The 23,719-nt window shown below is 70.1% G+C and carries 27 protein-coding genes; 13 read left to right on the top strand and 14 right to left on the bottom strand.

What is annotated here, in order from left to right:
- The first annotated feature begins 39 nt into the window (after positions 1-39).
- Positions 40-633, top strand: a complete 594-nt coding sequence (locus tag ABIC47_RS02610) for a TetR/AcrR family transcriptional regulator (protein WP_354476877.1) — start codon at positions 40-42, stop codon at positions 631-633.
- 29 nt (positions 634-662) lie between these two features.
- On the opposite strand, the gene ABIC47_RS02605 is transcribed toward ABIC47_RS02610, so the two are convergent.
- Positions 663-1,724 carry a nuclease-related domain-containing protein gene (locus ABIC47_RS02605; RefSeq protein WP_354476875.1) on the bottom strand — a complete coding sequence of 354 codons (1,062 nt, stop codon included), beginning with the start codon at positions 1,722-1,724 and terminating at the stop codon, positions 663-665.
- Positions 1,725-1,823: 99 nt separating this feature from the next.
- Here ABIC47_RS02605 and ABIC47_RS02600 point away from each other — a divergent pair, with 99 nt between their 5' ends.
- The gene (locus ABIC47_RS02600; RefSeq protein ID WP_354476873.1) at positions 1,824-3,542 is read left to right on the top strand and encodes a SulP family inorganic anion transporter; all 1,719 of its coding nucleotides are present in this window, start codon (positions 1,824-1,826) and stop codon (positions 3,540-3,542) included.
- Positions 3,543-3,557: 15 nt separating this feature from the next.
- Here ABIC47_RS02600 and ABIC47_RS02595 read toward each other — a convergent pair whose 3' ends face one another.
- Positions 3,558-4,229, bottom strand: a complete 672-nt coding sequence (locus ABIC47_RS02595; RefSeq protein WP_354476871.1) for a Type 1 glutamine amidotransferase-like domain-containing protein — start codon at positions 4,227-4,229, stop codon at positions 3,558-3,560.
- Between the two features lie 146 nt (positions 4,230-4,375).
- On the opposite strand from ABIC47_RS02595, the gene ABIC47_RS02590 reads away from it, so the two are divergent.
- The 4 genes from ABIC47_RS02590 to ABIC47_RS02575 all read left to right on the top strand — a co-directional run bounded on the left by ABIC47_RS02590 (position 4,376) and on the right by ABIC47_RS02575 (position 6,577).
- A complete protein-coding gene (locus ABIC47_RS02590; protein WP_354476869.1) occupies positions 4,376-4,906 on the top strand; it encodes a GNAT family N-acetyltransferase in 531 nt (176 codons plus the stop codon).
- 63 nt (positions 4,907-4,969) lie between these two features.
- Positions 4,970-5,482: a GNAT family N-acetyltransferase gene (locus tag ABIC47_RS02585; protein WP_089877209.1), complete on the top strand. Its 513-nt coding sequence runs from the start codon at positions 4,970-4,972 to the stop codon at positions 5,480-5,482.
- 98 nt (positions 5,483-5,580) lie between these two features.
- Complete coding sequence (locus tag ABIC47_RS02580; RefSeq protein ID WP_018192059.1) at positions 5,581-5,967, top strand: SHOCT domain-containing protein; 387 nt, start codon at positions 5,581-5,583, stop codon at positions 5,965-5,967.
- A gap of 259 nt (positions 5,968-6,226) precedes the next feature.
- Complete coding sequence (locus tag ABIC47_RS02575; protein WP_020076872.1) at positions 6,227-6,577, top strand: ArsR/SmtB family transcription factor; 351 nt, start codon at positions 6,227-6,229, stop codon at positions 6,575-6,577.
- A gap of 10 nt (positions 6,578-6,587) precedes the next feature.
- On the opposite strand, the gene ABIC47_RS02570 is transcribed toward ABIC47_RS02575, so the two are convergent.
- Genes ABIC47_RS02570 through ABIC47_RS02555 form a run of 4 tightly spaced genes read right to left on the bottom strand, consistent with a single transcriptional unit; the run spans position 6,588 to position 8,794 of the window.
- Entirely contained in the window at positions 6,588-7,298 is a 711-nt protein-coding gene (locus ABIC47_RS02570) for an ANTAR domain-containing protein (protein WP_354476866.1), read from the bottom strand.
- A complete protein-coding gene (locus tag ABIC47_RS02565) occupies positions 7,295-7,993 on the bottom strand; it encodes a GAF and ANTAR domain-containing protein (RefSeq protein WP_354476864.1) in 699 nt (232 codons plus the stop codon). Before ABIC47_RS02565 ends, ABIC47_RS02570 begins: the two co-directional genes overlap by 4 nt.
- A 34-nt stretch (positions 7,994-8,027) precedes the next feature.
- Positions 8,028-8,399, bottom strand: coding sequence for a DUF7882 family protein (locus tag ABIC47_RS02560; protein ID WP_354476862.1), 372 nt, complete (start codon positions 8,397-8,399; stop codon positions 8,028-8,030).
- 32 nt (positions 8,400-8,431) lie between these two features.
- On the bottom strand, positions 8,432-8,794 hold the full coding sequence (locus ABIC47_RS02555; RefSeq protein ID WP_354476860.1) for a hypothetical protein: 363 nt from the start codon (positions 8,792-8,794) through the stop codon (positions 8,432-8,434).
- Between the two features lie 166 nt (positions 8,795-8,960).
- Here ABIC47_RS02555 and ABIC47_RS02550 point away from each other — a divergent pair, with 166 nt between their 5' ends.
- The 4 genes from ABIC47_RS02550 to ABIC47_RS02535 all read left to right on the top strand — a co-directional run bounded on the left by ABIC47_RS02550 (position 8,961) and on the right by ABIC47_RS02535 (position 12,257).
- Positions 8,961-10,031, top strand: coding sequence for an NAD(P)H-dependent flavin oxidoreductase (locus ABIC47_RS02550; protein ID WP_354478689.1), 1,071 nt, complete (start codon positions 8,961-8,963; stop codon positions 10,029-10,031).
- Positions 10,028-10,453 (top strand): hypothetical protein, encoded by a 426-nt coding sequence (locus ABIC47_RS02545; RefSeq protein ID WP_354476858.1) that lies wholly within the window; start codon positions 10,028-10,030, stop codon positions 10,451-10,453. The genes ABIC47_RS02550 and ABIC47_RS02545 overlap by 4 nt, the downstream gene beginning before the upstream one ends.
- A gap of 10 nt (positions 10,454-10,463) precedes the next feature.
- A complete protein-coding gene (locus ABIC47_RS02540) occupies positions 10,464-11,501 on the top strand; it encodes an alpha/beta fold hydrolase (protein ID WP_354476857.1) in 1,038 nt (345 codons plus the stop codon).
- Positions 11,502-11,588: 87 nt separating this feature from the next.
- Positions 11,589-12,257, top strand: coding sequence for a class I SAM-dependent methyltransferase (locus tag ABIC47_RS02535; RefSeq protein ID WP_354476855.1), 669 nt, complete (start codon positions 11,589-11,591; stop codon positions 12,255-12,257).
- Between the two features lie 6 nt (positions 12,258-12,263).
- Here ABIC47_RS02535 and ABIC47_RS02530 read toward each other — a convergent pair whose 3' ends face one another.
- The 3 genes from ABIC47_RS02530 to ABIC47_RS02520 form a co-directional block, all read right to left on the bottom strand.
- A complete protein-coding gene (locus tag ABIC47_RS02530) occupies positions 12,264-12,437 on the bottom strand; it encodes a hypothetical protein (RefSeq protein ID WP_020076878.1) in 174 nt (57 codons plus the stop codon).
- Positions 12,438-12,529: 92 nt separating this feature from the next.
- On the bottom strand, positions 12,530-12,898 hold the full coding sequence (locus ABIC47_RS02525; RefSeq protein WP_018192050.1) for a DUF2200 domain-containing protein: 369 nt from the start codon (positions 12,896-12,898) through the stop codon (positions 12,530-12,532).
- A gap of 49 nt (positions 12,899-12,947) precedes the next feature.
- Complete coding sequence (locus ABIC47_RS02520) at positions 12,948-14,117, bottom strand: toxic anion resistance protein (RefSeq protein ID WP_020076879.1); 1,170 nt, start codon at positions 14,115-14,117, stop codon at positions 12,948-12,950.
- 378 nt (positions 14,118-14,495) lie between these two features.
- Between ABIC47_RS02520 and ABIC47_RS02515 the strand changes: the two genes are divergently transcribed.
- Both ABIC47_RS02515 and ABIC47_RS02510 read left to right on the top strand, forming a co-directional pair.
- On the top strand, positions 14,496-14,858 hold the full coding sequence (locus ABIC47_RS02515) for an META domain-containing protein (RefSeq protein WP_020076880.1): 363 nt from the start codon (positions 14,496-14,498) through the stop codon (positions 14,856-14,858).
- 88 nt (positions 14,859-14,946) lie between these two features.
- Complete coding sequence (locus ABIC47_RS02510) at positions 14,947-15,429, top strand: nucleoside/nucleotide kinase family protein (protein ID WP_354476852.1); 483 nt, start codon at positions 14,947-14,949, stop codon at positions 15,427-15,429.
- 102 nt (positions 15,430-15,531) lie between these two features.
- Here ABIC47_RS02510 and ABIC47_RS02505 read toward each other — a convergent pair whose 3' ends face one another.
- Positions 15,532-16,407, bottom strand: coding sequence for a LysR family transcriptional regulator (locus tag ABIC47_RS02505; protein WP_018192040.1), 876 nt, complete (start codon positions 16,405-16,407; stop codon positions 15,532-15,534).
- Positions 16,408-16,572: 165 nt separating this feature from the next.
- Here ABIC47_RS02505 and ABIC47_RS02500 point away from each other — a divergent pair, with 165 nt between their 5' ends.
- Positions 16,573-21,336 carry an ExeM/NucH family extracellular endonuclease gene (locus tag ABIC47_RS02500; protein WP_354476850.1) on the top strand — a complete coding sequence of 1,588 codons (4,764 nt, stop codon included), beginning with the start codon at positions 16,573-16,575 and terminating at the stop codon, positions 21,334-21,336.
- Positions 21,337-21,399: 63 nt separating this feature from the next.
- On the opposite strand, the gene ABIC47_RS02495 is transcribed toward ABIC47_RS02500, so the two are convergent.
- From ABIC47_RS02495 to ABIC47_RS02480, 4 genes are read right to left on the bottom strand one after another with little or no spacing between them, the layout of a single operon-like run.
- Entirely contained in the window at positions 21,400-21,723 is a 324-nt protein-coding gene (locus ABIC47_RS02495) for a CHY zinc finger protein (protein WP_354476848.1), read from the bottom strand.
- Complete coding sequence (locus ABIC47_RS02490) at positions 21,720-22,331, bottom strand: energy-coupling factor transporter transmembrane component T (protein WP_354476846.1); 612 nt, start codon at positions 22,329-22,331, stop codon at positions 21,720-21,722. The genes ABIC47_RS02495 and ABIC47_RS02490 overlap by 4 nt, the downstream gene beginning before the upstream one ends.
- Positions 22,325-23,047 (bottom strand): energy-coupling factor ABC transporter ATP-binding protein, encoded by a 723-nt coding sequence (locus tag ABIC47_RS02485; RefSeq protein WP_354476844.1) that lies wholly within the window; start codon positions 23,045-23,047, stop codon positions 22,325-22,327. Before ABIC47_RS02485 ends, ABIC47_RS02490 begins: the two co-directional genes overlap by 7 nt.
- Positions 23,044-23,688 carry a biotin transporter BioY gene (locus ABIC47_RS02480; protein WP_018192035.1) on the bottom strand — a complete coding sequence of 215 codons (645 nt, stop codon included), beginning with the start codon at positions 23,686-23,688 and terminating at the stop codon, positions 23,044-23,046. Before ABIC47_RS02480 ends, ABIC47_RS02485 begins: the two co-directional genes overlap by 4 nt.
- Between the last annotated feature and the right edge of the window lie 31 nt (positions 23,689-23,719).

The raw sequence follows: 23,719 nt of genomic DNA, 5'->3' as shown, positions 1-23,719 counted from the left end.
GCGTTAGGGTGATCACCAGCCGAACCGTGAAGGGATGAGATGACCGCCACCCCCGCAGCCCCCGGCCGGCGAGAGCGCAACAAGCAGGAGAAACTCGACCGGATCATCGCGGCGGCCGGCGCCCTCTTCGCCGAGCGCGGCGTCGATGAGGTCACCACCCAGGAGGTGGCCGCGGCCGCGGACATCGGCGCGGGCACCCTGTTCTTCTACGCCCGCACCAAGGGCGAGCTCCTGCTGATGGTGCAGAACGCCCTCTACGCCGACGCGCTCGAAGAGGGGCGCGAAGCCGCCCAGGCGCTCGATGATCCGGTGGATGCGGTGCTCGCCATCGCCGACCCGATCATCCACTGCAACCGCGCGCAGGTCGACAACGGGCGCACCTACCTCCGCGAGATGGTCTTCGGTGACCCGACGGAACCGCACCACGCCAAGGCGCTCGAGATCGTCGCGCAGACCGAGCAGGCGATGGCCGAGACGATCGCGCGCACGGCCGGCGGTGTCGGCGATCCCGCCGTCGTCGCGCACATCGTCTCCGCCATCCTCTTCATCGCGATGTCCGCCAGTCCCGCCGGCACCAGCGTGGAGGCGATCCGGGAGGATGTGCGGCGCCAGCTCGGCGCGCTGCTCGGGTAGCGGTCGGGTTCAGGGGTCGAGAGCCAGGCTCAATGCCGCATGGCGCGGAACGTGCCGAACATGGCGCGAGCGATCGCAACAACTCCTCCGACGATCAGCAGGGGCTTCCACGCGAGATAGATCGCCGGGAGGATGCATCCCGTCGGGGTCGTGCACGGTGCGTTTGCCATGCCTCGGATGATGAGGATCGCTGTCACGACGATTGCGGCACCCGCCCAGAGCCGGACGAGTTGGGACCGACTCGCGCGCTTGCGTCGCGCCTGTGGCGCTCTCCGCGTTGCCGGAGCGATCGGTTTCCGTGACTCGACTCGGCGCCCTCGCGAGCTTTCGGCGATCGGATTCGAGACGCGAGAGACCAGCCGTTCGAACCGTTGCATCACGCGAAGGGTGTCGGCGGCTCGAGGGTCGACGTGCCAGGTCTGCGGTTCTTCCGCAGCGAGTCTGAGCAGCTCGACCTTCGTTGTGCTGAGCTGTGATGGCCGTGCCTTCAGCCACGCGACCAGCTGATCGGCGTCCACCACAGCGATCGACTGATTTTGCGCAGATCGGCCGTCCTTCACGGAGCGGGCATTGAGAACGGCAATGACCGGCGTCACCGGGACGGGGAATCCGACCTTCTCGGCGAGCCGGCGCCCGACATCCAACGCATCGCTTCGCGCGACCTTGAGATGGGTCGTGTTCGCATTGTTCACCCGCAGCACGTGATCACCGACCCAGACCGACGCTCCGTGGTGATGCTTGGTGTTGATTGCGTAGACGCCGCTTGGCCCGATGACGAGATGATCGACGTCCTTCGTATCGGCCCCGATCGGCACCGAGTGGCGAACAAACCAGTCGGTCCCCAAGTCGCTGAGCATCTCTCCGACGCGCATCTCGCCGAGGGCACCCTGGTACCAGGACCATGCGTCCGGGTGCAGCGTGACGCGCTTGTCTGTCCGCAGTCCGGGGTCTCGCCCTTCGGCCTCGGCTTGGATCTGCAGGCACTTCAGCGCGACAGCGTATCCGGCTGGGCGAGAGGAGAGCGCGCTAATGCCCGCGAAGTCCACGTGCGAGACCGCTTCCGGCGCGGACGCGGTTGACTCATCCCCCATGGATACGACGCTAGGCGAGCAGACGGGGGAGCACCTGCCCCAGAGGAGGGGATGAGTGGCCCCTGCCCGCGCATACGCGGCCTGCGGTATGACGTGCGTATGCCCAGGACCCGAGGCCGGGGCTCGAACCTCGTTCCGATCGCCGGCCAGCTTCGCACCTACAAGCGTTCGTGGCTGCGCGGCGATCTGATCGCCGGCGTGACCGTCGCCGCGCTCATCGTCCCCAAGAACCTGGGGTATGCGGGCATTGCGGGCATCCCGCTGCAGAACGGGCTCTACGCGGCCGCCGCCGGAGCGATCGTGTACGCGATCTTCGGCACCAGCCGGCAGATCTCGATGGGTCCGAGTTCCGGGCTGGCTGCCGTGGCCGCCAGCGCCGTGCTCGCCGCGGGCATCACGGGGGAGCAGGATGTCGCATCCTTCGTCGCCGGCATCACCCTCGCGTCGGGCGTCCTGTTCCTGCTCCTCGCCGTGCTCAAGATGGGCTGGATCGCCCAGTTCCTGTCGCGTGCCGTGGTCACGGGGTTCCTGTTCGGCGCGGCGATCGACGTTGTCATCGGGGAGCTGCCGAAGCTGACCGGAACCGAGGTCACGGGGTCCAACCCCCTCCAGGAGCTGTGGTCGTGGATCGGGTCGCTCGGCGACGCGCACCGCACGACGGTCCTCTTGGGAGTCATCTCGTTGGTCGTCGTCTTCGGGCTGCGGGCGATCGCGCCGCGCGTGCCCGGGGCGTTGGTCCTCGTGGTGGGCGGGCTGGTGGCAGCGGCTGTCCTCGATCTCGGCGCCAAGGGCGTCGCGCTGGTCGGGGACGTTCCGCGAGGACTGCCCGCGCCCGAGGTGCCGGACCTGGCGCAGCTCTGGGAGCACGCCGGCACCGTCGCGGTCGCTGCGGTCGCTCTCGTGCTGATCGGGTTCTCGCAGACGGCGGGGGACGCGCGCACCTTCGCCGCCAAGCACCGCTACCAGATCGACATCAACCAGGAGTCGGTCGCCCAGTCGCTGGCGAACATCACGGCGGGGCTGTTCCGGGGAATGCCGGTCTCGACGAGCCTGTCGGCGAGCTCGCTGAACGACCGATCCGGGGCGAAGACGGGGGTGGCCTCCCTCACCTCCGGGGTCACCGTCCTGCTGACGCTGCTGTTCCTGGCGCCGCTGTTCTCGAACCTGCCCAAGGCGGTACTCGGTGCGCTGATCATCGAGGCGGTGGTCATGGGGATGATGGACCTGCCGGAGATGCGGCGGCTCTTCCGGGTGAAGAAGGTCGACTTCTGGATCGCCGTCGTCGCCCTCGTCGGGACGCTGGTCTTCGGTGTGCTCGCGGGCGTCGTCATCGGCATCGGACTCTCGCTGGTGTGGCTGATCGCCGTGGCGACCCATCCGGAGATGCCGGTCCTCGGCCGGGAGCGCGGAACGCAGGTGTTCCGCGAAGTGGATGAGCATCCCGAGGACGAAGTGCTGCCCAGCGTGGCGGTGCTCCGGTTCGATGGCGGCCTCTTCTTCGCCACTGCTGACGCGCTCGAGGACAGGCTCCGCGATGTCATTCAGAGAGAGCCCGCGCTCACCGGGGTCGTGATCGACTGCGAGGGCATCAACTTCATCGACTCGCAGGGCGCGGCCACGATGGCCGACCTCGTCACGCTCGCTCGCGACGCCGGCCTCGACCTCCGCATCACCCGTCTGAAGCCGGGCCCGCGGGCCGTTCTGGAACGGGATGGTGTGATCGCGTTGGTCGGCGCCGACCACATCCACGGCAACATCCACCGCGCCGTGCAGTCAGAACAGGATGCGGCCGAGCGCGGCCGGGACGACGCGGGCTAGTCCGCAGTCAAGACCTCAGCGGTCGAACCGCTCCCAGTGCCCCTCGCTGATCACCTCGACATGTCCGTCGACGACGGAGATCGCCGTCTGGTCGTCGATCGCGTAGGAGCGGCCCGGGATGCGCTCGGCCCAGCGCCGGGCGGCTTCCGTCGTGTTCTCCGTCCAGCCGGGGTAGTCGAGGTGGGGGAAGATCGAGAAGTCGACGACGCCGAGGGTGTCGTCGGGGCCGTCCGGCTGCCAGTCGAGGAACTCGCGTCCCACGCGCGGCGTCATGACCATGCTTCCGGCACTCACGCCCACCCAGACGGTGTCGGCGAGCTCGGGCAGCAGCGCGGCCAGGCCCGACCGCTGCATCCACTCGAAGAGGTACCTGGCCTCGCCGCCGTCGACCAGCAGGACGTCCGTCTCGCGCACCCACGGCGTCCATCGGTCTTCCGCGAGGCTTGGCAGCGCCGTCAACTCGAGTACGCCGACAGATTTCCAGCCGAGGCCGACGAGACCCGGGCCGCCATCCCAGGCGTCCGCGGTAGACCGCCACACGCTCTCCGGGCTGCACGCGGGCTGCCCCCACTGCGCGGTCGGGATGAAGAGTGCCCTGCTCTCGGTGATCGGTTTGCCGAGCATCCCGACCAGCGCCTCGCGGATGCTGGCGTTGGTGACACCGCCGGACGTGAGAAGCAGCTTCATCGATTCCTCCCGAACGCGCTGGGCCGCCGCCCACCGTAGACGCGATCGGCGCGCGGCGGCAAGCATCCGTTGGGAGTCGAGCGCGGGATGGAGCGGTGCGGGGCTGCGGTGGTTGGATGGCGTGACCGATGCCGAAGGAGGCTCGCATGGCTGACGTGTACACGAAAGGCCCTGTTCCGGCCGGGCTGGAGAACGCGGAGTTCGTCCTTCGTCCCATCGCCGCCGCCGACGCTGAGAAGGACCACGCCGCCGTCATGGAGTCGCGCGCCTACCTGCGGCTGTGGGAGCAGTCGGCCTGGCCCGAGGATGACTTCACGGTCGACGCTGACCGGGACGACCTGGCCGGTCTCGCCGCCCGACATGCCGACGGGAGGGCGTTCACGTTCACGGTGCTCAGCGCGGACGGGGAACAGTGTCTGGGGTGCGTGTACATCTTCCCTCCGGGAGCGACGTTCCTCGCGCGGGCGGCGGTGACCGCGCTCGGCACGGACCGCTGGGAGGATCTCGACATCGTCGCCTACCTCGCGACCCGCTCGGCGGAGGCGCTCGCCGTGACGGCCGTCCAGGTCGACGCGGAGTCCGCGCGGAACACCGTGCTCGACTCCGGGACCGACGATCAGGTCGTCCTCGACCGTGCGGTCAACGCGTTCCGGGCGACTCCGACCATCGGAGGCTGACTGTTCCGTTCGGCCTGGGCGAACCCGGGACTCCGCGCAACGGCTCCGGGAGATACTGGGGGAGTGACGAGCATCCCCATCCGGCCGGCCCGGCCCGACGAGTACGCGGCGATCGGCGAGCTGACCCACGCGGCGTACACCAACGACTACACCGACCTCCCCGCGCACTACCGCGATGAACTGAAGCATCCCGAAGCCCTGCTCGACGACTTCGAGTTCTTCGTCGCCGAGGACCCGGAGACCGGACAGCTGCTCGGCACCATCGCGCTGCTGCGGCCCGGCCACGACCAGGAGGGCCGGATCGGGCCGGACGAGCTGTACTTCCGGCTGCTCGCCACGCACCCGGCGGCCCGCGGGCGGGGGATCGGGATCGCGCTCACGGAGTTCGCGCTCGATCAGGCCGCGCAGCGCGGTCAGCGCGTGGTCGTGATGAACAGCGGACCCGATATGGTCGGCGCCCACGCGCTCTACCGCAAGCTCGGCTTCCGCCGCGAAGCCGAGCGCGAGGGCATCGTCGAACTCCCGGACGGCCGGACCTTCCAGCTGCTGACGTTCGTGCGCGAGGTCGCCGCCTGAAACACGGCGATTCTGCCTACTAGCCGCGGATGATCCCGGCGTCGTAGCTTCAGGCCACGCGAAGTGCTGGCCGCTCCGCCCAACGAGAAGGAGTTGCTATGACTTTCTGGGATTTCATCGTCTGGACGTTCTGGTTCTATCTGGTCGTCGTCTGCATTTCGATCTTCATCCGCGTGATCATCGACGTCTTCCGCGACCCCGAGCTCAATGGATGGGCGAAGGCGCTGTGGGTGCTGTTCCTCGTCATCGTGCCGTTCCTCGCGGCGTTCATCTACCTGATCGCACGCGGCGGCCGCATGGCCCAGCGCAGCGCGGCCGGGGCGATGGAGGCGCAGGCGGCCGCGACGGAGCACATCCGCACGGTGGCGGGCACCAGCTCGCCGTCCGCCGAGATCGAATCGGCCAAGCGCCTGCTCGACAGCGGCGCGATCACTCCCGCCGAGTTCGAGACGCTCAAGGGGAAGGCGCTCACCGGGGTCGCGTGAGCCCGACCGAACGCTGACCCGGGGCCGTCGCCGTCGCACCCGCGACGACGACGGCCCCGGCTTGTCAGCAGCATCCTGCTTGTCAACAACATCCTGCTTGTCAGCAACAATCCGGCGCGCAGGAGCCGTCCGGCAGCGTCTGGCACTCGTCGGTGTCGCAGCATCCCATGGTGGCCCTCCCTTCTTCATCGATGGTTGTCGATGAACCACGATGGACGCATACATTGACGTTTGTCAATGTATCGACGAGAATCGATGCATGGCGATCACCGAGCTCCTCCCGCTGCGCGACCTGCAGGCCTGCTGCGCACCGCTCACGACGGAAGTGATGAGCGAGGAGAACGCGCACTCGGTCGCGCGAGCGATGAAGGCCCTCGCCGATCCCGCTCGACTCCGGTTGATCTCGATGGTCGCGGCGCACGACGGCGGCGAGGCCTGCGTGTGCGACCTGACGGAACCGCTCGGACTCTCGCAGCCCACCGTCTCCCACCACCTGAAGATCCTGGTCGACGCAGGCTTCCTCAGCCGGTCGAAGCGAGGGACATGGGCGTACTACCGTCTGGTTCCCGGATCCCTCGACACGGTCTCCTCGTTCCTCGCGTCGGTCTGACGGCCCCCGGTCAGAGCCTCAGCCGGCGCTCCACGATGTCGGAGGCGACCTGCGAGATGCCCTTCTGATTGCGCCGCGCGTAGTCGCGGATGAGCGTGAACGCCTGGTCGATCGGCACCGCGCGGGTCTGCGCGACCACGCCCTTGGCCTGCTCGATGATGATCCTGCTGTTCAACGCGAACTGCAGTTGCTGTCGGATCGCGTCGCTCTCGGCCAAGCTGCGCTGGTGCAGGATGCCGATGGTCGCCACATCCGCGAACGCCTGAGCGGCCACCAGGTCGTCCTCCGGCAGGTCGCCGGTGGCGGCGCGGAACAGGTTCAGCGTGCCGATCGTCTGTGCGCGGAGGCGGAGCGGAATGGCGTCGATGGCGGCGAAGCCCTGCTCCAGGGCTCGGTCGCGGAAGGCCTGCCAGCGGTGGGGCACCTGCTCGATGTCGGCGACCGAGACGACGGCGCCGGTCTCGAAGCTCTCGATGCACGGGCCCGCGTAGGCGCTCAGCTGCATCACCTCGACCAGGCGGCTGGCCTCGCTCGTGGATGCGATCACATCCAGTTCTCCGTGCTCGTCGGCCAGCATCACGCCGGAAGCCGTGGCGCCGAGGAAGCGGCTGGAGAGGTCCACCAGGTTCTGCAGCAGGTCGACGACGTCGTAGTCGGCTACGAGCGTGTCGGCCAGTTGGGCGAACGCCCGCAGGATTCCTTGTTCGCGAGTGAGGGTCATCGTGATCGACCGTCCCCTCCGTCGAGCGCCGAGAAGTCGAGGCGACCGTCGAGGACGTCCCGCGAGACCTCCATCATCGAGCGATCCGTCGCGTAGGCGTGCGCTTGGATGACCATGCGGGCGTCGTCAGCGCTGACATCCAGCTGGGCGAGCACCATCCCGGTGGCCTGATGCACGACGCGCCGGGAGAACGGGTTCGCATCCTCGGCCGGTTCCTCGCGGCCCATGGTGTCGAGAGCGCGCTTCAGCAGCGTGCGTCCGGCGGCCTCGGCGAGCTTGGTGGCCGCCTGTGTGTGCGCTTCGTCCAGGGCGACGGGTTCGCGTGTGTACATGTCGACCGCGCCGATCCGCAGCGGCCCGACGAGCATCGGGAAGGCGAACAGGGCGCCGACCCCCGCCTCGATCGCGGCCGGCGTGAACGAGGTCCACTGCTGTTGCGGCCGCTGGCGCAGATCGGGCTCGAGCACGGGGCGGCGCAACCGCAGGGCGTCCCAGCAGGGGCCCTCGCCGAGGTCGAACTGCAGCTCGTCGAGACGGGCGGCCACGGTGTCGCTGGCCGAGACCGTCTCCGTCCCGAGCAGGTCGCCGATGGTCGAGACGGCCGTCCCCTCGACCGGGAGCGCCTCCATGAAGGGGCGCCAGTATTCCGCCTGCGGTGCGTCGCCCGGAGGCGCATCGGTGGTTCTCTTGTTCATCCGCGGCCGCCGTCCATTCCACCCACGCTACCGGTCAGTAGCCCCGCCCGTGCAGATCCTGCAGATGCGGAGTAGCCGTCGCCAGCGTCACGCCCGCCTCCGTCTCTGCCGCGATGCTCTCCTCCGTCATGATCAGCAGCCCCTTCGAGCTGTTCGCGGAGTCCAGGAGCGCATCCACCCAGGCGGGGTTGATCTTCGGGAACCGGCTGCCGCTGAACTTGAAGTACAGGTTCTGCGAGGGGTGGATCCAGATGGAGCTGTGGCCGTCGCCGGTCTCGTTCGAGTCTCGCCAGGCCATGAAGAAGCTCTCGCCCCGACGGATCTTCTGGGCGATCACGATCTGGAGATGTGCGAGCAGGCGGTCGTCGAACTCGATCACGATGCCGTCGTATCTCAGCGAGCCCATGACGCCGTCCCTCCCGCGGATCCCCGGTTGGGTCAAGCGTGCTCTCTCTGCGGGGGGAAGTCCAGATCGAGGTCGGGCCAGTTGTCTGCCAGGTCACTCGCAGAGAAGGGCAGGCCGCGCGGTACCGTGAGCTCCTCCTCCCGGCGCCGGAGATCGTCGACGTTGGCGGCGTCGAGCAGTTCCGGGCGGTCGGTCGGCACGGTCGTCGTCGTGGCATCCATCAGCCAGCCGACCAGGAATGCGGAGCGCCCGCGCTCCCCGCCGGGCAGGATCACCGGGATGTCGACGATGTCGACACGGCCGTGGCGCGCCAGCGCGAGGGCGTACCGCTGGACGGCGTCGGCGATGGCGGTGCCCGTCAGGCACGTCGTCGAGTTGGTGGAGATGGTTTTCATGGGGACCCCGGGTCTCTGGAGATCGCCGGGGTCCGGGGCGTGAACTCCCCACCGACGGTAGTCAGGGCGCACACCGGAGTCAACCGGCTGAGTTGTGCGGTCTTCGGCCTCTGCCGATCTGCGACCGCCCGCCGTGCCCTCGCGGGTGTAGACAAGTCGGGTGGGAGTGCGTGAGCTGCTGGGCATCGAGGCCCCTGTCGTCCTGGGGCCGTTCGGGGGGATGTCGTCCGTCGAGCTGACGGCGGCGGTGAGCGAGGCGGGCGGCCTCGGGTCGTTCGGCCTCTACGGGCTGAGCGCCGAGCGCATTCGGGCCGTCGGCGACGAGCTGCGGTTGCGGACTTCCCGTCCGTTCGCCCTCAACCTGTGGCTTCCGTTCCGGGCTCCCGGCGAGCCGGATGCCGGCGAAGGCTTCGGTCGCGACGATGTCGAGCGCGCGATCGCGGCCCTGCGGCCGTTGTTCGACGAGGCGGGGGCGTCTGTTCCGGAGTGGCCGATCGCGCCGCTGCCCGACTTCGATGCACAACTCGCGGCCGCGCTCGACGCCCGGCCGGCGGCGCTGAGCTTCGTGTTCGGGGTACCGCCTGCCGACGTCGTCGAGGAGGCGCATCGGCGCGGTATCCGTATCATCGGCACGGCGACGACGGTCCCCGAGGCGCGGGCACTCGAGGCCGGCGGGGTGGATGCGGTGGTCGCGTCCGGTTCCGAGGCGGCAGGGCACCGGCCCTCCTTCCTCGCAGACCCGGCAGACAGCCTGGTGGGCGGTCTCGCCCTGATCCCGCAGGTCGTCGACGCGGTGGGCATCCCCGTGATCGCCGCGGGCGGCATCGCCGACCGCCGTGGCGTCGCGGCCGCGTTCGCCCTCGGAGCGTCGGGTGTGCAGGTCGGTTCCGCGTTCCTGGCCACACGGCAGTCGGCGGCGCCGCCGGTCCACCGGGACCGCATCCGGAGCGCACTCGCCCACGAGACCGTGCTGACCCGGGCGATGAGCGGCCGGCCGGCGCGCGGGCTGCCGAACCGCGCGGTGCGGACCATCGAGCAGAGCGGCGCGATCGCCCCGTTCCCGCTCCAGAACATCCTCACGGGCGTCTTCCGCCGCCGGGCGGCCGAGACCGGCGACGCCGAACTGCTCAGCCTGTGGATGGGACAGAGCGCCGGCTTGTCGCGTCACGACGACGCGGCGGACGTCTTCGCCGAGCTGGCCGCCGGGGTGCCGGGGCGGACCGAGGGGGATTCATGATCGCAACAGACGCACGAGATCAGGTGAGCCCGACGCGGCCCCGCGCGTTTCGGCTCGTCGGGTCGCTGGTGCTCGGTGTCGGGGTGGGACTGCTGGCCTCCTACCTCGTCGTCGTGGCCGTGACGGCACCGATCCTCCCGGGAGCCTTCGTCATCCATCCGGTGTCGTTGCTGCTGACGGCGGCGGTCGCCGGCCTCGCGGTCGCCGTCGGATGGCGCTGGCCGGTGGTCGGACTGACGGCGGGCATTGTCGTCCTCGTGCTCGTGGCCTTCGCGCTGACCGGGCTGGGATGGTCGCCCTCGGACTGGGCGAATCCGTTCAACGCCGTCGCCTACGGTGCGCGAAGCGCCTACCCGACGATGCTCGGAGCCGTGATGATCACCGTCTCGGCCCTGAGGCTGCGGTCTCGCCGGACGCGATAGCGCGCATCCCGTGCAGCAGCACCTCACCCGGGTCACCACCGCCGACGGCACGGACATCGCCGTCGCCTCGGTCGGCGCGGGCCGGCCGGTCGTGTACGTCTCCGGCTGGCTGAGCCACCTCGAACGGGGATGGCAGCTCGCCGAGGAGCGCGCGTTCTACGAGGATCTCGCGCACGGGTGCCGGCTGGTTCGCTACGACCGGGCCGGATGCGGGCTGTCGGGGCCGGCCCGGCAGCCTCCGTCGCTGTCGTCCGAGCTCGAGCAGCTCGCGGCGGTGGTCGCGCCGCTCGGCCCGGAACCGTTCGACCTCATCGGCGTCTCGCTGGGGGCGCTGGTCGCCGTCGCCTGGGCGGCCGCGCATCCCGAGACGGTCCGGCGGCTCGTGCTCTACGGGGGCTGGGCGTCAGGCGCGGAGGTCTCACCGCCGAGCGCGCGCGAGCACGTGCTGGCCCTGGTCGGATCGCACTGGGGCCTCGGCTCGGACGTGCTCACCGACCTGTTCGCCCCGGATGCGTCCGCCGCAGCGCGCACGGAGTTCGGCCGGTATCAACGAGCCGCCTCGGACGCCGCCACGGCGCAGTCGCTCCTCGCGCTGAGCTACGCGCTCGACGTGCGCGGGCTGCTGCCGCAGGTGCGCACTCCCACGCTCGTCGTTCACCGGGAACGCGACCGGGCGGCTCCGCTTGCGCAGGCGGAGGCGTTGGCGCACGGTATCCCGGGCGCCGAGTTCGTCGTCCTCCCCGGGAGGTCGCACCTTCCCTGGGCCGGCGATGCAGCGGCGCTCGCCGCGACGATCCGGCGGTCCCTCGGCCTGCGCGCGATCCGGACCCCCGCGGGGACATTGACGCCCCGGCAGCGGGAGGTCGCGGCCCTGGTCAGCGAGGGGAGGACCAACCGCGAGATCGGCGAGCGGCTCGGGATCGAGGAGCGGTCGGCGGAGGGGCATGTCGAACGCATCCGGCTGCGGCTCGGCCTCCGGTCGCGCGCGCAGATCGCGGCGTGGTGGACCGCGCAGGGTGATCAAGCGCCGGAGTCACGGCGAGCGTGACCGGCGAAGTGGGGTAGTTCCCCGCCTGATCGGCGAGTGGATGCGCGGCAGAGTCGTCCTGTCAGCATCCACGATGGAGGAACCGGCATGAGCAGGACGACTACGACAGGTGACCGACAGGCGACGGGGTTCGCCCAGCGTCCCGGACGCGGACGCTTCAACGCCGCCTTCTTCCGGCTGATGGGACCGTACCTAGAGCGGTCGCTGCGTCCGCGCAAGCGACGCGTGTTCGCCGGGGTGGCCGGCGACGTCGCGGAGATCGGGCCGGGAGTCGGCGCGAACCTCCCCTACCTGCCCGCCGGGGCGGCGCTGATCGCCATCGAGCCCAACCGGTACATGCACGACGGTCTCCGCACGGCGGCCCTCCGTTCCGGCGTCGCGCTAGACCTGCGGGAGCGGACCGCCGAGCAGACCGGCCTGCCCGACGCCAGCGTCGACACCGTCATCTCGTCGCTCGTGCTCTGCTCCGTGCAGGATCCGGATGCGGTGCTCGCCGAGATCCGCCGCATCCTGCGCCCCGGTGGTTCATTCCGGTTCGTCGAGCACGTGGTCGCCCCGAGCGGGACGCCGACCCGCGCCTCACAGCGGCTGTTCCGCCGGCCGTGGGCGTGGACGTTCGAAGGATGCTCGTGCGAGCGCGATCTCGAGCGCTCGCTCCGATCGGCGGGTTTCGCCGAGGTCGAGGTGGAGCACTACCGTCTCCACACGCCGCTCCTGCCGTTCAATCCGCAGATCGCGGGTGTGGCTCGCGCCTGACCTCGCTCAGTAGTCCTCGCGGCGATCCTGTTCGGCGTCGACGACCGGCTCGGCCTCGGCCAGCTCGCTCAGCGTCTGGCGCAGGTGCCGGGTCAGCCACTCGTTCGACGGCTCGCCGCCGGAGACGATGTCGTCGAGCTGCCGCAGCCGCTCGGACGCTGAGCCGTGAAGGTCGTCCATGATGTCCTCCCACCCTCGCGCGGGCCCCGGATAGGACCGCCTGCGATGAGGCTAGTACCGCCGTGTTCCGATGGCCATGCGCGCCGTGCTGCTCAGCTCCGGGATGCCGCCGTCTCGCCGCGCAAGATCGACGACATCTTCTTGCCGCGCGCCACCTCGTCGACGAGCTTGTCGAGATACCGCACCTTCTGCATCACCGGGTCGTCGATCTCCTCGACACGGACGCCGCAGATGACGCCGGTGATGAGCGACGCGTTCGGGTTCCAGTGCGGAGCGGTAGTGAGGAACGTCTCCAGGTCGACCCGGTCGGCGATGGCCGCCTCGATGCCCGCGTCGTCGTAGCCGGTGAGCCAGCGGGTGACCTCATCCACCTCGTCCTTGGTGTGCCCCTTGCGCTCCACCTTGGTCACATAGAGCGGGTAGATGTCGGCGAACGGCATGGCGAAGATGCGGTGGCTCATGGCGTCAACGGTAGCGCGCGGGAGGGGAAGTGTGACCGGTCGATCCGGGCTAGCGCGGCTGCTCCATCGGCCGCGATCGCTTCAGATACTCGCGCGAGCGGGCGACCTGCTGGTCGAGCGCGTCGACCGTCGTCGCCATCCGCGCCACCGCCTCCGTGCGGTAGGTGTCGATGCTGTCCATCGTCGCGAACACGTTGTCGAAGGCGCGCTGCAGCACCTCCACATCGACCGCCGACGAGGTCTGCTCCTTCTGCACCTGCTCGGTCTGCGTGCGGAGCACCTCGCCCGTCCGGCCGATGAGCGCGTTGGTGCTGTCGTGGAGGGCGCCCAGCTGGTCGATGACGAGCTTCTGGTTCTCCAGCGCCTGGGCGACGACGACGGCGGTGCGGAGGGCCGAGACCGTCGTCGTCTTCGCGCGCTCGACGCCCTTGATCAGCTCGACGTTGTTCTTCTTGATGACGTCGAGTGCCAGATACGCCTGCACCGAGACTGCGATCTGAGTCGTGAGATCCTGTCGGCGCTGGCGGATGGGGAACAGCGCCTCCTTCTCCAGCAGCGTCGCGCGCGCCGGGTCGGTCATGCGCAGGTCGGCCGCCGCATCCACCGTCGCCTTGTCGAGGGCAGCGGTCAGCACCACGTACTCGTTGAGCCGCTCGGTCGTCTTCCAGAGGGACGCCCGCTCCTTCTCGATCTCGGCATTGTCGCGGGCGAGCCACTCCTGCCCGTGATCGAGCGCGGCGACGATGCCGTCGAGCTGCTTCTGCGCCGACTCGAAACGCTGGACGTACTGGCGCAGCCTCCGCCCGCCCGGCACCCGGGAGAGCATCCGGTTGCGGCCGGTCAGGTGCTGGGGGTCGAAGTCGCTGACGGTCGCGCGGAGGTCCTGCAGCGTCCGGATCACCCCGTACTGCGGGTCGGTGCGCACCGCCTTGCCGCGGGCTGCGGCGAGCGAACTGGCCGGGCGGCTGAGCAACTGGCGGGAGGCGTCGCTGGATGCGCGCATCTCGGCCTCGCCCAGGTGCGAGAACCCGATGATCTTGCGCGTGAACGCCTCCGAACCCGGTTCGGCAGCGGCCAGTTCCCGGATGAAGTCGCGGGCCCGCTGCTCGAGCTCCGCCTCGCGTTCGGCCGAGACGGCCACCATCTCCACGGCCTGCTCCTCCTGTAGTTCCGGTACGGCGTCCGGTGGGCGCAGTGTGTCCTCGGGTGCCTCGTCCATGAGCCGCTCCCTCCGCCGCTGTCGTTGCGACGAGGATAGATCGCCCGGCGCGCCGCGTGGAGGGGTTGCAGCGAACCCTCAGGTGCGCTTCGGCGTGCGCGTGCGTCCTCGACCGCGGGACCAGAAACGGAGGCGTCACGGGTGCACTTGCCGCGAATCGCCTCCGTTCTCCGCGTCAGACACCCCTTCTCGGGTGTTTCTCCTCCGATTCCGCTGGCAGGCGGCGTGAAGGAAAAGGAGGTGAACGGCTCGTGGCGCGCCAGGAGCAGGAAACGGAGGACGGGGCGACCCCGCGGCCCGACGAAGTCCTCCCTGCCCCGCGCGGCCGCGCTCCACTGTCTATTCGGCCCGTCGGCACCGCGCGTATCCTCCGGGGCCATGAACAGGACACGCTCGGCCGCGCTCACGGCCATCCTCGCCCTCGGTCTCGCCCTCACGGCGTGCACCCCGCAGGGAGGCGGCGTCCCAGGGAAGTGGGGGAGCACCGACCCCGGGGAACCGAATCTCATCATCAACGCGAACGGCTCGTACTCGGGGTCCGACGGCTGCAACACCATGAAGGGGACCGGCACGATCTCGGGCAACACGATCGATCTCGGCACCGTCGCCGCGACGCAGAAGGTCTGCAACGGAGTGGACACGTGGATGTCGACGGCCGCGAGCGGGAAGGTCGACGGCAACGTCATGACGGTCTACGACTCGTCCGGCGCGCGCATCGGAACGATCGACCGCGACGACTGATCGCCGTCCCGGCGCGCTCCCGGTGCTCCCGGAATGACCGCTTCCCGCGTAGCGTTCGAGCGAGTGGATGCGTCGGAAGGAGCGGACGATGACCGACACGGAGAAGACGGCGACGGAGGCTGCGGAGTTCTACGCGGGCGTGGCCGCCGAGTTCCTGCAGCACTACGCCCGGGGGCCGCGATTCGTCGCGGTGACCGGGGTCCCGGCCGCGGATGAGGCCCGGGTGGCGGACGCGTTCGCAGCGGCGCTGCGCGATGCGGGCCAGGAGGTCGAGCGCGCCGGCACCGACGCGGAGAGCGGAGCGGATGCGTTCCGCGAGGGCGTCGTCACCCCGTTCCGGGCGCGCGACGGGGTGCTGGTCGTCGACGGTCGCGGTCTGCTGAACCCGGATTTCCGCGGATTCTGGAACTTCTCGCTGTGGGTCGAGCACGACCCGGAGCGGAGCCCGGACTGGTCGTTCGTGACCACCGGGCAGAAGGATCCGCTCGGCGCGCCGCGCGAGGTGGCATCCGTCCTGCTGGACGACACCGACCCCGAGCGGCCGCGCCGCCTGTGGGCCGACTCCTGCTGAGCGGGCGCTGCAACTGAACGAGCGCTCCTGCTGAACGCGCGGACCGGCTGAGCCGGCCCTGCCAAGCCGGCCGGCGCCCCGCTAGCGCGCCGCGCGGAGTACTCACCCGAGCGAATCGAGCTCCTCGCGGACGAAGCGCGCGAACTGCGCCGCGGCCGCCGACTGCGACCGGGTGCGGTTGCGCGCCAGGCCGATGATGCGCGTCGCTTCGTCCCGCAGCGGCACCGCCACGATCCCGGGCTCGGCCGGAGTGTCCGGGATGAGGGCGGCACCGACGCCGTCGCGCACGAGTCCGCGCAGGGTCGAGAGCTCGGTGACCTCGATGACGGGGCTCATCACGACCCCGTGCGCGGCGAAGTAGGCGTCCGCGATGTGGCGGAGACCGGAGCCGGTGCGCAGGGCCACCAGGTCGTAGGGCTCGAGGTCCGGAACGCTGACCGCCGTCGCCCCGGCGAGGGGATGCCCCTCCGGCACGCCGAGCACCAGCCGTTCGGCGGTCAACGGCTCCCATTCGATCTCCGGGTCGCGCGGGTCAGGGCTGAGGAACGCCACGTCGGCAGCGCCGTCCCGCAGCGCATCCAGCACCGTGTCGGCGGTTCCGCCGCTCAGCACGAAGCGGATGTCGGGGAACAGGCCTCGGTACTCGCTGATGACCTTCGGGATGAGCCATCCGCCGAATGACGAGACGTAAGCGACCGAAACGGTGCCGCCGGACGGGTCGCGGAGCGCCTCGATGCGCGCTCGCGCGTTCTCGAGCTCCGACTCGGCCCGCACCGCGTGCGCGAGCAGGATCTCGCCGTACTGGTTGAGCTCCAGGTGGCCGCGGCGGCGGTCGAACAGCTCGACGCCCATCTCCTGCTCGAGCCGTGCGAGCGAGCGTGTGAGGGTCGACTGGGACACCCCGAGGGTCTCGGCGGCGAGAGCCGGATGGCCCTCCGCGGCCAGCGCCCGGAAGTGGGCGATCTCGTCGATCCGCATGCCTCTCATCATGGCGTATCGGCGCGTTCCCCCGTGCGGTGCTCAAATGAGCGGTCTACCCCTGAACGAGTTTTCTGTACGTTCACACACGAGAAACAGTCCCGTTTCACGCCGTCCCTACGGTGGGCGCGGACTCATCCCACACCTCACCGACCGAGGAGAACAATGTCAACCAGATTCGGCAGGCTGGCGCGTGTCGCCGCCGCCGCGCTCGCGGGGGCCGGCCTCGCCGCCGGTTCGCTCGTCGCGACCCCGGCATTCGCCAGCACCGACGGCACCGGTGTCGTCATCAACGAGGCGTATCTGTCCGGCGGGAGCGCCGGCGCCGCCTTCACGAACAAGTTCGTCGAGCTCTACAACCCAGGGGACAGCGCCGTCAGCCTGGCGGGATGGAGCATCCAGTACCGCCCGGCCACCGGCACGAGCGCATCCACCGGCGTCGTGCCGCTGACCGGCTCTATCGGCGCCAAGAGGTACTACCTCGTCGCCGGCGGGTCGAACGGCACCAACGGCCAGGCCTTGCCGACGCCGGATGTCGCGAGCGGTGCCCTCAACCCGAGCGGCACCACCGGCACCCTGGTCCTCGCCAAGACGGCCTCGGCGCTGACCCTTCCGACCGGCTCGGTGACCGGCAACGCGGACGTCGCCGACCTCCTCGGCTACGGCACCTCGAACACGTTCGAGAAGGCGAAGGCCACGGCCCCGTCGGGCAACACCGACGTCAAGTCGCTGGTCCGCACGAACTTCGCCGACACCGACGACAACAGCGCAGACTTCACCCTCAGCGCCACGATCACGCCGCAGAACGCCGCGAGCGCGCCCGGCGACCCCGGCGACCCGGGCGACCCGGGCACGCCCGGTGACGCCGCCACCGTCCCGATCGCGGAGATCCAGGGCACCGGCGACACCAGCCCGAAGGCGGGCACGACGGTCACCACCGTCGGCGTCGTCACGGCCCAGTACGCGACCGGCGGATTCAACGGGTTCTACATCCAGACCCCCGGGACGGGCGGCGCGGTCGACCTCGCCACGCACACGGCCTCCGACGCCGTCTTCGTCTACGGCTCGTCCTTCGCAGGAACGGTCGCCGCGGGCGACTACGTGAAGGTCACGGGCGCCGTCAGCGAGTTCAACGGCCTCACGGAGATCACCGCGACCGGCGTGACGAAGCTCGACGCGTCGACGGTCACCGCACCGGTGCCGGCGACGGTCGGCCTGCCCGGCACGGCCGCCCAGCGTGAGAGCCTCGAGGGGATGCTGCTCGCGCCGCAGGGCGCGTTCACCGTCACCGACGTGTACGCCGCCAACCAGTACGGCGAGATCGGCCTCGCCGCCGGTGACAAGCCGCTGGTGCAGCCGACCGAGGCTGCGCGTCCGGGTTCGCCCGAGTACGCCGCGGTCGTCGCCGACAACGCGGCCCGCGCGGTCACGCTCGACGACGGCGCATCCACCAACTTCCTGAGCGCGGCGAACAAGTCGAAGCCCCTGCCGTACCTCTCGTTGAGCAACCCGGTCCGCGTCGGCGAGCCGGTCGCGTTCACGAAGCCGGTCGTGCTCGACTACCGCAACAACGCCTGGAAGTTCCAGCCGACCAGCGAACTCACGCCGGCGAACGCCGACGCCGTGCAGCCGGTCACGTTCACGAACACCCGCACCGCCGCCCCCGAGAACGTCGGTGGCGACCTGCGGCTCGCGACGTTCAACGTGCTGAACTACTTCACCACGACGGGCGACCAGCTCAGCGGCTGCACGTTCTACACGGACCGCGACGGCAACCCCATCACGGTCAACAGTGGATGCGACGCCCGCGGCGCCGCCGACGCGACCAACCTGAAGCGCCAGCAGGACAAGATCGTCGCGGCGATCAACGGCCTGAGCGCCGACGTCGTGTCGCTCGAGGAGATCGAGAACTCGGCCCGCTTCGGCGAGAACCGCGACTCCGCCCTCGCCAGCCTGGTCACCGCCCTGAACGCGGCGGCCGGCTCCGAGGTCTGGGCGTACGTGAAGTCGCCGGCGACCCTGCCGGCGACGGAGGACGTCATCCGCACCGCGTTCATCTACAAGAAGGCGAACGCGGCCCCGGTCGGCGACTCGAAGATCCTCGACGACCCGGCGTTCTCGAACGCGCGGCAGCCGCTCGCCCAGGCCTTCAAGAAGGTCGGCGCGAAGGACTCCTCCGCGTTCCTCGCCATCGTGAACCACTTCAAGTCGAAGGGGTCCGGCAGCGGTGAGGACGCCGACCAGGGAGACGGCCAGGGCGCATCCAACGCCTCCCGCGTCAAGCAGGCCAACGCCCTCGTCGCGTTCGCGAACGAGCGCAAGACCGCGCTGAAGACCGACAAGGTGCTCCTCATCGGCGACTTCAACGCGTACCTGAAGGAGGACCCGATCAAGGTCCTCACCGACGCCGGCTACGTCGACCAGGTCAGCACCCGCACGACGAAGGCGACCTACTCCTTCGGCGGAACGGTCGGCTCGCTCGACCACGTCCTCGCGTCGCCCGCGGCGAACACGGCCATCACCGGCGCGGATGTGTGGAACATCAACTCGGGCGAGTCCGTGGCGCTGGAGTACAGCCGCTACAACTACAACGTCACGAACTTCTACGCGGCCGACCCGTACCGGTCGAGCGACCATGACCCGATCGTCGTGGGCCTCGGCCTCACGCCCAAGCCGGTCACGCTGAACCTGCTGAACATCAACGACTTCCACGGCAGGATCGACGCCAACACCGTGAAGTTCGCGGGAACGATCGAGAAGCTCAAGGCGGAGGCGGGCGACGCGAACTCGCTCTTCCTCTCCAGCGGCGACAACATCGGCGCCTCGCTCTTCGCATCGGCGACCGCGGGCGACATCCCGACGATCGACGTGCTCAACACGCTGCAGCTGAAGGCGAGCGCCGTGGGCAACCACGAGTTCGACAAGGGCTACGCCGACCTGACGGGACGCGTGAAGGATGCGGCCGACTTCTCCTACCTCGGCGCCAACGTGTACGAGAAGGGCACGAAGACTCCGGCACTCCCCGAGTACGCCACCTTCGCCGTCGACGGTCTGACCGTCGGCGTCATCGGAGCCGTCACGCAGGAGACCCCGACCCTGGTCTCGCCGGCCGGCGTCTCGTCGCTCGACTTCGGCGACCCGGTGGAGGCGGTCAACCGCGTCGCCGGTGAGCTGACCGACGGCGACCCCGCCAATGGCGAGGCCGACGTGCTGGTCGCGGAGTACCACGAGGGCGCCGGCTTCGGCACGCCGGAGGGTGCGACGCTCGCGCAGGAGGTCGCGGCAGGCGGAGCGTTCGCCGACATCGTCACCAAGACGAGCGCGAAGGTCGCGGCGATCTTCACCGGCCACACCCACAAGCAGTACGCGTGGGACGCCCCGGTCCCGGGAGTGGATGGCAAGACCCGCCCGATTCTCCAGACCGGCAGCTATGGCGAGAACATCGGCCAGGTGAAGTTGACGGTGGACCCGGAGACCGAGACGGTCACCTCGTACACCGCCCGCAACGTCGCCCGCACCACGGACGCCGATGACGCCCTCGTCGCCGCCTACCCGCGAGTCGCCGCCGTCAAGACGATCGTCGACAAGGCGCTCGCCGACGCGGCCGTGATCGGCAACCAGAAGGTCGGCTCGGTGACGAAGGACATCACCACCGCCTACCTCAACGGAGCGCGTGACGACCGTTCGAGCGAGTCGACCCTCGGCAACCTGGTCGCCGACTCGCTGCTGTCCAGCCTCTCCTCGCAGGAGCTCGGCGGCGCCGAGATCGGCGTGGTCAACCCGGGCGGTCTGCGGGCGGAGCTCCTCTACGGCACCGACGGGACGGTCACCTACGCCCAGGCCAACGCGGTGCTGCCGTTCGTGAACAACCTGTGGACCACGTCCCTCACCGGGGCGCAGTTCAAGCAGGCGCTCGAGCAGCAGTGGCAGCGCAACGCCGACGGCACCGTTCCGAGCCGTCCGTTCCTCAACCTGGGACTGTCGAAGAACGTCAGCTACACGTACGACGCAGCCCGGCCGGAGGGCGACCGCATCACGAGCATCATCGTGAACGGCCAGCCCATCGACCCCGCCAAGTCGTACCGCATCGGGTCGTTCTCGTTCCTCCTGCAGGGCGGCGACAACTTCCGCGCCTTCGCTGCCGGGTCGAACACGAAGGACTCCGGACTGATCGACCGCGACGCGTGGATCAGCTACATCCAGAAGAACAGCCCGCTGTCGCCCAGCTTCGCCAAGCGCGGCGTCGGCGTCAGCGGCGTGCCGACCGGGACGCTGCAGCGCGGTCAGCAGGTCACCCTCCAGGTGTCCAAGCTGAACCTCACCTCGCTCGGCAGCCCGGCGAACACGAAGCTCGACCTCTCCTGGAACGGCTCGACCGCGATCGGCTCCGTACCGGTGGACGCAGCGGGCAACGCGACCGTCACCTTCACCGTCCCGGCGGATGCGGCCGGCGCCAGCGCGCTGGTGCTGACGGCTCCCGACTCGGGCACGACGGTCCGCGTCCCGCTCACCGTGGCGGACGCCCCGACCAACCCGAAGCCGGGTACCGACCCGAAGGCGGCCAAGGAGTCGGCGCTCAAGAAGGCGCTCGAGGACAAGGTCACCGTCGACAAGGACACCTACCGCCCGGGTGACACCGTGCGCGTGACCGTCGGCACGCAGCACGCCGGCGAGTGGGTGTCGGTCTGGCTGTACTCGAAGCCGCAGAACCTGAGCGGTGGATGGGTGCAGGTCCCGGCGGACGGCGTGCTGACGCTGACGCTGCCGAAGGACGCGGACAACGGCCAGCACAAGCTGTCCGTGCAGGACGCGTCCAACAGCGTGATCGGCTGGACCACCCTCAAGGTGAAGGCCGACAAGCCTCACACGGGCATCCCGGTCCTCGACTGGCTGCTCGACCTGCTGGACCGCCTGTTCGGCTGGTTCTAGCAGCACCCTGACGGACGCCGGGCACGCGAGAGCGTGTCCGGCGTCCGCGCGTTCGGGGCGGGTTCAGCTCTCGAAGTAGAGGTGGGTGTGCAGCCGGCAGCCCGGGTTGAAGGCGGCGCCGCACTCCGGGCAGTCGTCGGTGGCGAGGTAGTCGGCGATAGTGAGCTCGTGACCGCAGACCCCGCACAGCACCGCGCGCTCGTCGCGGCGGTCGGCCGTCCACTGCCGGGCGGGATGGTCGGCCGTCTCTGCGTGGCACAGGTGGCACGGGTAGTACTCGCCGCAGCACGCGAACCGGATCGCGATCACATCGAGCGGCGAACGGTAGTGGATGCAGCGGGTCTCGTCGTCGACGACGGGTCCCAGCACCCGGGGACGGCCGTTCACCGCACGCCCCGCGCGGACAGCGCCTCGCCGAGCTGGTCGGCGTGCTTGAGCGACAGGATGAGGAACGGCACCGCGAAGAAGCGGAGGCCCGGCCGCGCGCCTCGGGCGCGCTGCGCCTCATGGACCTCGCCCGCGAGACGTCCGAGCACCGGCACCGTCGTCAGGGCGACGGTCAGCAGCACCGCGGCGCGCTCGGAGTCGAACCGCAGGCGGTCGAGCGGCCGCAGCCCGCGCTCGACGGCGTCGAGCAGGTCGCTGACGCGCGTGGTGAGCACCAGAAGGCCGGCCAGCACGACGGCGGCGGTCACGCGTGCGGTGTTCGACACCGCCTGCTCCGGTCCGAGGAAGATCAGCTGCGCGGCGATGGTCACGACGATGAGCCAGCGGAGCGCCACGACCTGACGGCCCAGCTCGCGCATCCCGAGCATCCCGTCGCGCAGCCCTGCTACCGCGTAAGCGACGATCGCGGCGCCGGCGGCGACCGTGGCCGCCCACCACGTGGAGGGGAGCAGTGAAACGGCGAGCACGACCGCGAGAAGCAGGAGCAGCTTCGGCCCGGCGGGAAGGCGGTGCAGGAGGCCGTCACCCGGACGGTAGAGGCTCAGCACGACAGTGCCGCCTCGTACTCGGCGATGACCTCCGCGGGACGACCGACCGCCTCGACCCGGCCACCCGCGAAGAGCACGGCGGTCTCGCAGCGTTCGGCGAGGGCGAGATCGTGGGTGACGAGCACCAGGCGGTGCCCGGCGTCGGCGAGCAGGTGGTCGGACACCCGCCGGGCATTGCGGGCGTCGAGGTATGTCGTCGGCTCGTCGGCCACCACGAGCTCGGGCTCGCGGACGAACGCGCCGGCGAGGGCGAGCAGCTGCTTCTGACCGCCGGACAGGTCGTGCGAGGAGCGCTCGCGCAGGTCGGAGAGCCCGAACCGCTCGAGTGCCGCATCCACTCGACGTCGCAGCTCCTCGCGGCTGAGGCGCTCAGGCCGGAGGGAGAACGCGACGTCCTCGGCGACGGTCGGCATCACGATCTGCGCGTCGGGGTTGCTGAACACGACGGCGACGCGGCGCCGGAGCTCGGTCGCCTGCCGCACGGGGTCGAGGCCAATGATGCGCGTGACGCCCGTGGTGGGTGCGACGAGTCCGGCGAGCAGCCGGGCGAAGGTCGACTTGCCGGAGCCGTTCTCGCCGACCACCGCGATGGTGCGGGCGTCGAGCGCCAGGCTGACGTCGCGGAGCGCATCCACCTGTCCGAGGCGCACGCCCACGCCGTCCAGCCGCAGGGCGGGGACGGCGGCGGGCAGGGGAGCGGGGGTGGCGCCGGTCACGGGACGCGCGACTCCGCGGGCGCGGCCGGATCTGCGGCGACGGCGCGCTGGTCGCTGACCCAGGTGCGGCGGAACGCGCGGGGGTAGGCACGCACGAGCGTCGTCACCACAGCCGTCGCGATGACCGCCTTGACCAGATCGCCGGGGACGAAGACGAGGCTCATGAGGGCCGTGGCATCGAGGGGCAGACGGGTCACAAGACTCTGTACCGGCACACCGAACAGGTAGACGACGAGGATGCCGCCCACGATCATCCCGAGCAGCGTGCGCCACCAGACGGGAGCCCGGCGACCGGCGTGCACGATCAGGCCGATGACGAACGCGCCGGCGATCCAGCCGAAGAGGTAGCCCGCCGACGGCCCGACGAAGGCTCCGATGCCGCCGTGTCCGCCCGCGAGGAGGGGGAGTCCGACCGCGACGAGGGCGAGCAGGACGGCCATGCTCAGCGCGCCGAGCCACGGGCCGAGGATGGCGCCCGCCAGCATGACGCCGAGGGTCTGAGCAGTGATCGGCACGGAGCCGAAGACGGTGACGCCGGACGGCAGACCGAGCACGGCGACGAGCGCGGCGAAGACGGCGACGCGGGCGAGATCGGTCGCGTCGAGGCGGCGGCGGGGGGCGACGGGGGTCGTGAGGGTCATGCGGGATTCCTAACCTGAACACTGTTCACCT

It is taken from the genome of Leifsonia sp. 563 (assembly GCF_040545055.1).
In the GTDB taxonomy this organism is placed as follows: domain Bacteria; phylum Actinomycetota; class Actinomycetes; order Actinomycetales; family Microbacteriaceae; genus Leifsonia.
This window is presented reverse-complemented; position numbering and strand designations above follow the sequence as displayed.

What these genes read in the sequence shown, in the direction of transcription:
- ABIC47_RS02575 (WP_020076872.1), top strand. Translation starts at nt 6,227, where the DNA reads ATGGCGATCACCGAGCTCCTCCCGCTGCGCGACCTGCAGGCCTGCTGC.
- ABIC47_RS02590 (WP_354476869.1), top strand. Translation starts at nt 4,376, where the DNA reads ATGGCTGACGTGTACACGAAAGGCCCTGTTCCGGCCGGGCTGGAGAAC.
- ABIC47_RS02505 (WP_018192040.1), bottom strand. Translation starts at nt 16,407, where the DNA reads ATGCGGATCGACGAGATCGCCCACTTCCGGGCGCTGGCCGCGGAGGGC.
- ABIC47_RS02600 (WP_354476873.1), top strand. Translation starts at nt 1,824, where the DNA reads ATGCCCAGGACCCGAGGCCGGGGCTCGAACCTCGTTCCGATCGCCGGC.
- ABIC47_RS02480 (WP_018192035.1), bottom strand. Translation starts at nt 23,688, where the DNA reads ATGACCCTCACGACCCCCGTCGCCCCCCGCCGCCGCCTCGACGCGACC.
- ABIC47_RS02560 (WP_354476862.1), bottom strand. Translation starts at nt 8,399, where the DNA reads ATGGGCTCGCTGAGATACGACGGCATCGTGATCGAGTTCGACGACCGC.
- ABIC47_RS02500 (WP_354476850.1), top strand. Translation starts at nt 16,573, where the DNA reads ATGTCAACCAGATTCGGCAGGCTGGCGCGTGTCGCCGCCGCCGCGCTC.
- ABIC47_RS02580 (WP_018192059.1), top strand. Translation starts at nt 5,581, where the DNA reads ATGACTTTCTGGGATTTCATCGTCTGGACGTTCTGGTTCTATCTGGTC.
- ABIC47_RS02610 (WP_354476877.1), top strand. Translation starts at nt 40, where the DNA reads ATGACCGCCACCCCCGCAGCCCCCGGCCGGCGAGAGCGCAACAAGCAG.
- ABIC47_RS02510 (WP_354476852.1), top strand. Translation starts at nt 14,947, where the DNA reads ATGACCGACACGGAGAAGACGGCGACGGAGGCTGCGGAGTTCTACGCG.
- ABIC47_RS02535 (WP_354476855.1), top strand. Translation starts at nt 11,589, where the DNA reads ATGAGCAGGACGACTACGACAGGTGACCGACAGGCGACGGGGTTCGCC.
- ABIC47_RS02515 (WP_020076880.1), top strand. Translation starts at nt 14,496, where the DNA reads ATGAACAGGACACGCTCGGCCGCGCTCACGGCCATCCTCGCCCTCGGT.
- ABIC47_RS02570 (WP_354476866.1), bottom strand. Translation starts at nt 7,298, where the DNA reads ATGACCCTCACTCGCGAACAAGGAATCCTGCGGGCGTTCGCCCAACTG.
- ABIC47_RS02555 (WP_354476860.1), bottom strand. Translation starts at nt 8,794, where the DNA reads ATGAAAACCATCTCCACCAACTCGACGACGTGCCTGACGGGCACCGCC.
- ABIC47_RS02530 (WP_020076878.1), bottom strand. Translation starts at nt 12,437, where the DNA reads ATGGACGACCTTCACGGCTCAGCGTCCGAGCGGCTGCGGCAGCTCGAC.
- ABIC47_RS02595 (WP_354476871.1), bottom strand. Translation starts at nt 4,229, where the DNA reads ATGAAGCTGCTTCTCACGTCCGGCGGTGTCACCAACGCCAGCATCCGC.
- ABIC47_RS02520 (WP_020076879.1), bottom strand. Translation starts at nt 14,117, where the DNA reads ATGGACGAGGCACCCGAGGACACACTGCGCCCACCGGACGCCGTACCG.
- ABIC47_RS02605 (WP_354476875.1), bottom strand. Translation starts at nt 1,724, where the DNA reads ATGGGGGATGAGTCAACCGCGTCCGCGCCGGAAGCGGTCTCGCACGTG.
- ABIC47_RS02525 (WP_018192050.1), bottom strand. Translation starts at nt 12,898, where the DNA reads ATGAGCCACCGCATCTTCGCCATGCCGTTCGCCGACATCTACCCGCTC.
- ABIC47_RS02565 (WP_354476864.1), bottom strand. Translation starts at nt 7,993, where the DNA reads ATGAACAAGAGAACCACCGATGCGCCTCCGGGCGACGCACCGCAGGCG.
- ABIC47_RS02545 (WP_354476858.1), top strand. Translation starts at nt 10,028, where the DNA reads ATGATCGCAACAGACGCACGAGATCAGGTGAGCCCGACGCGGCCCCGC.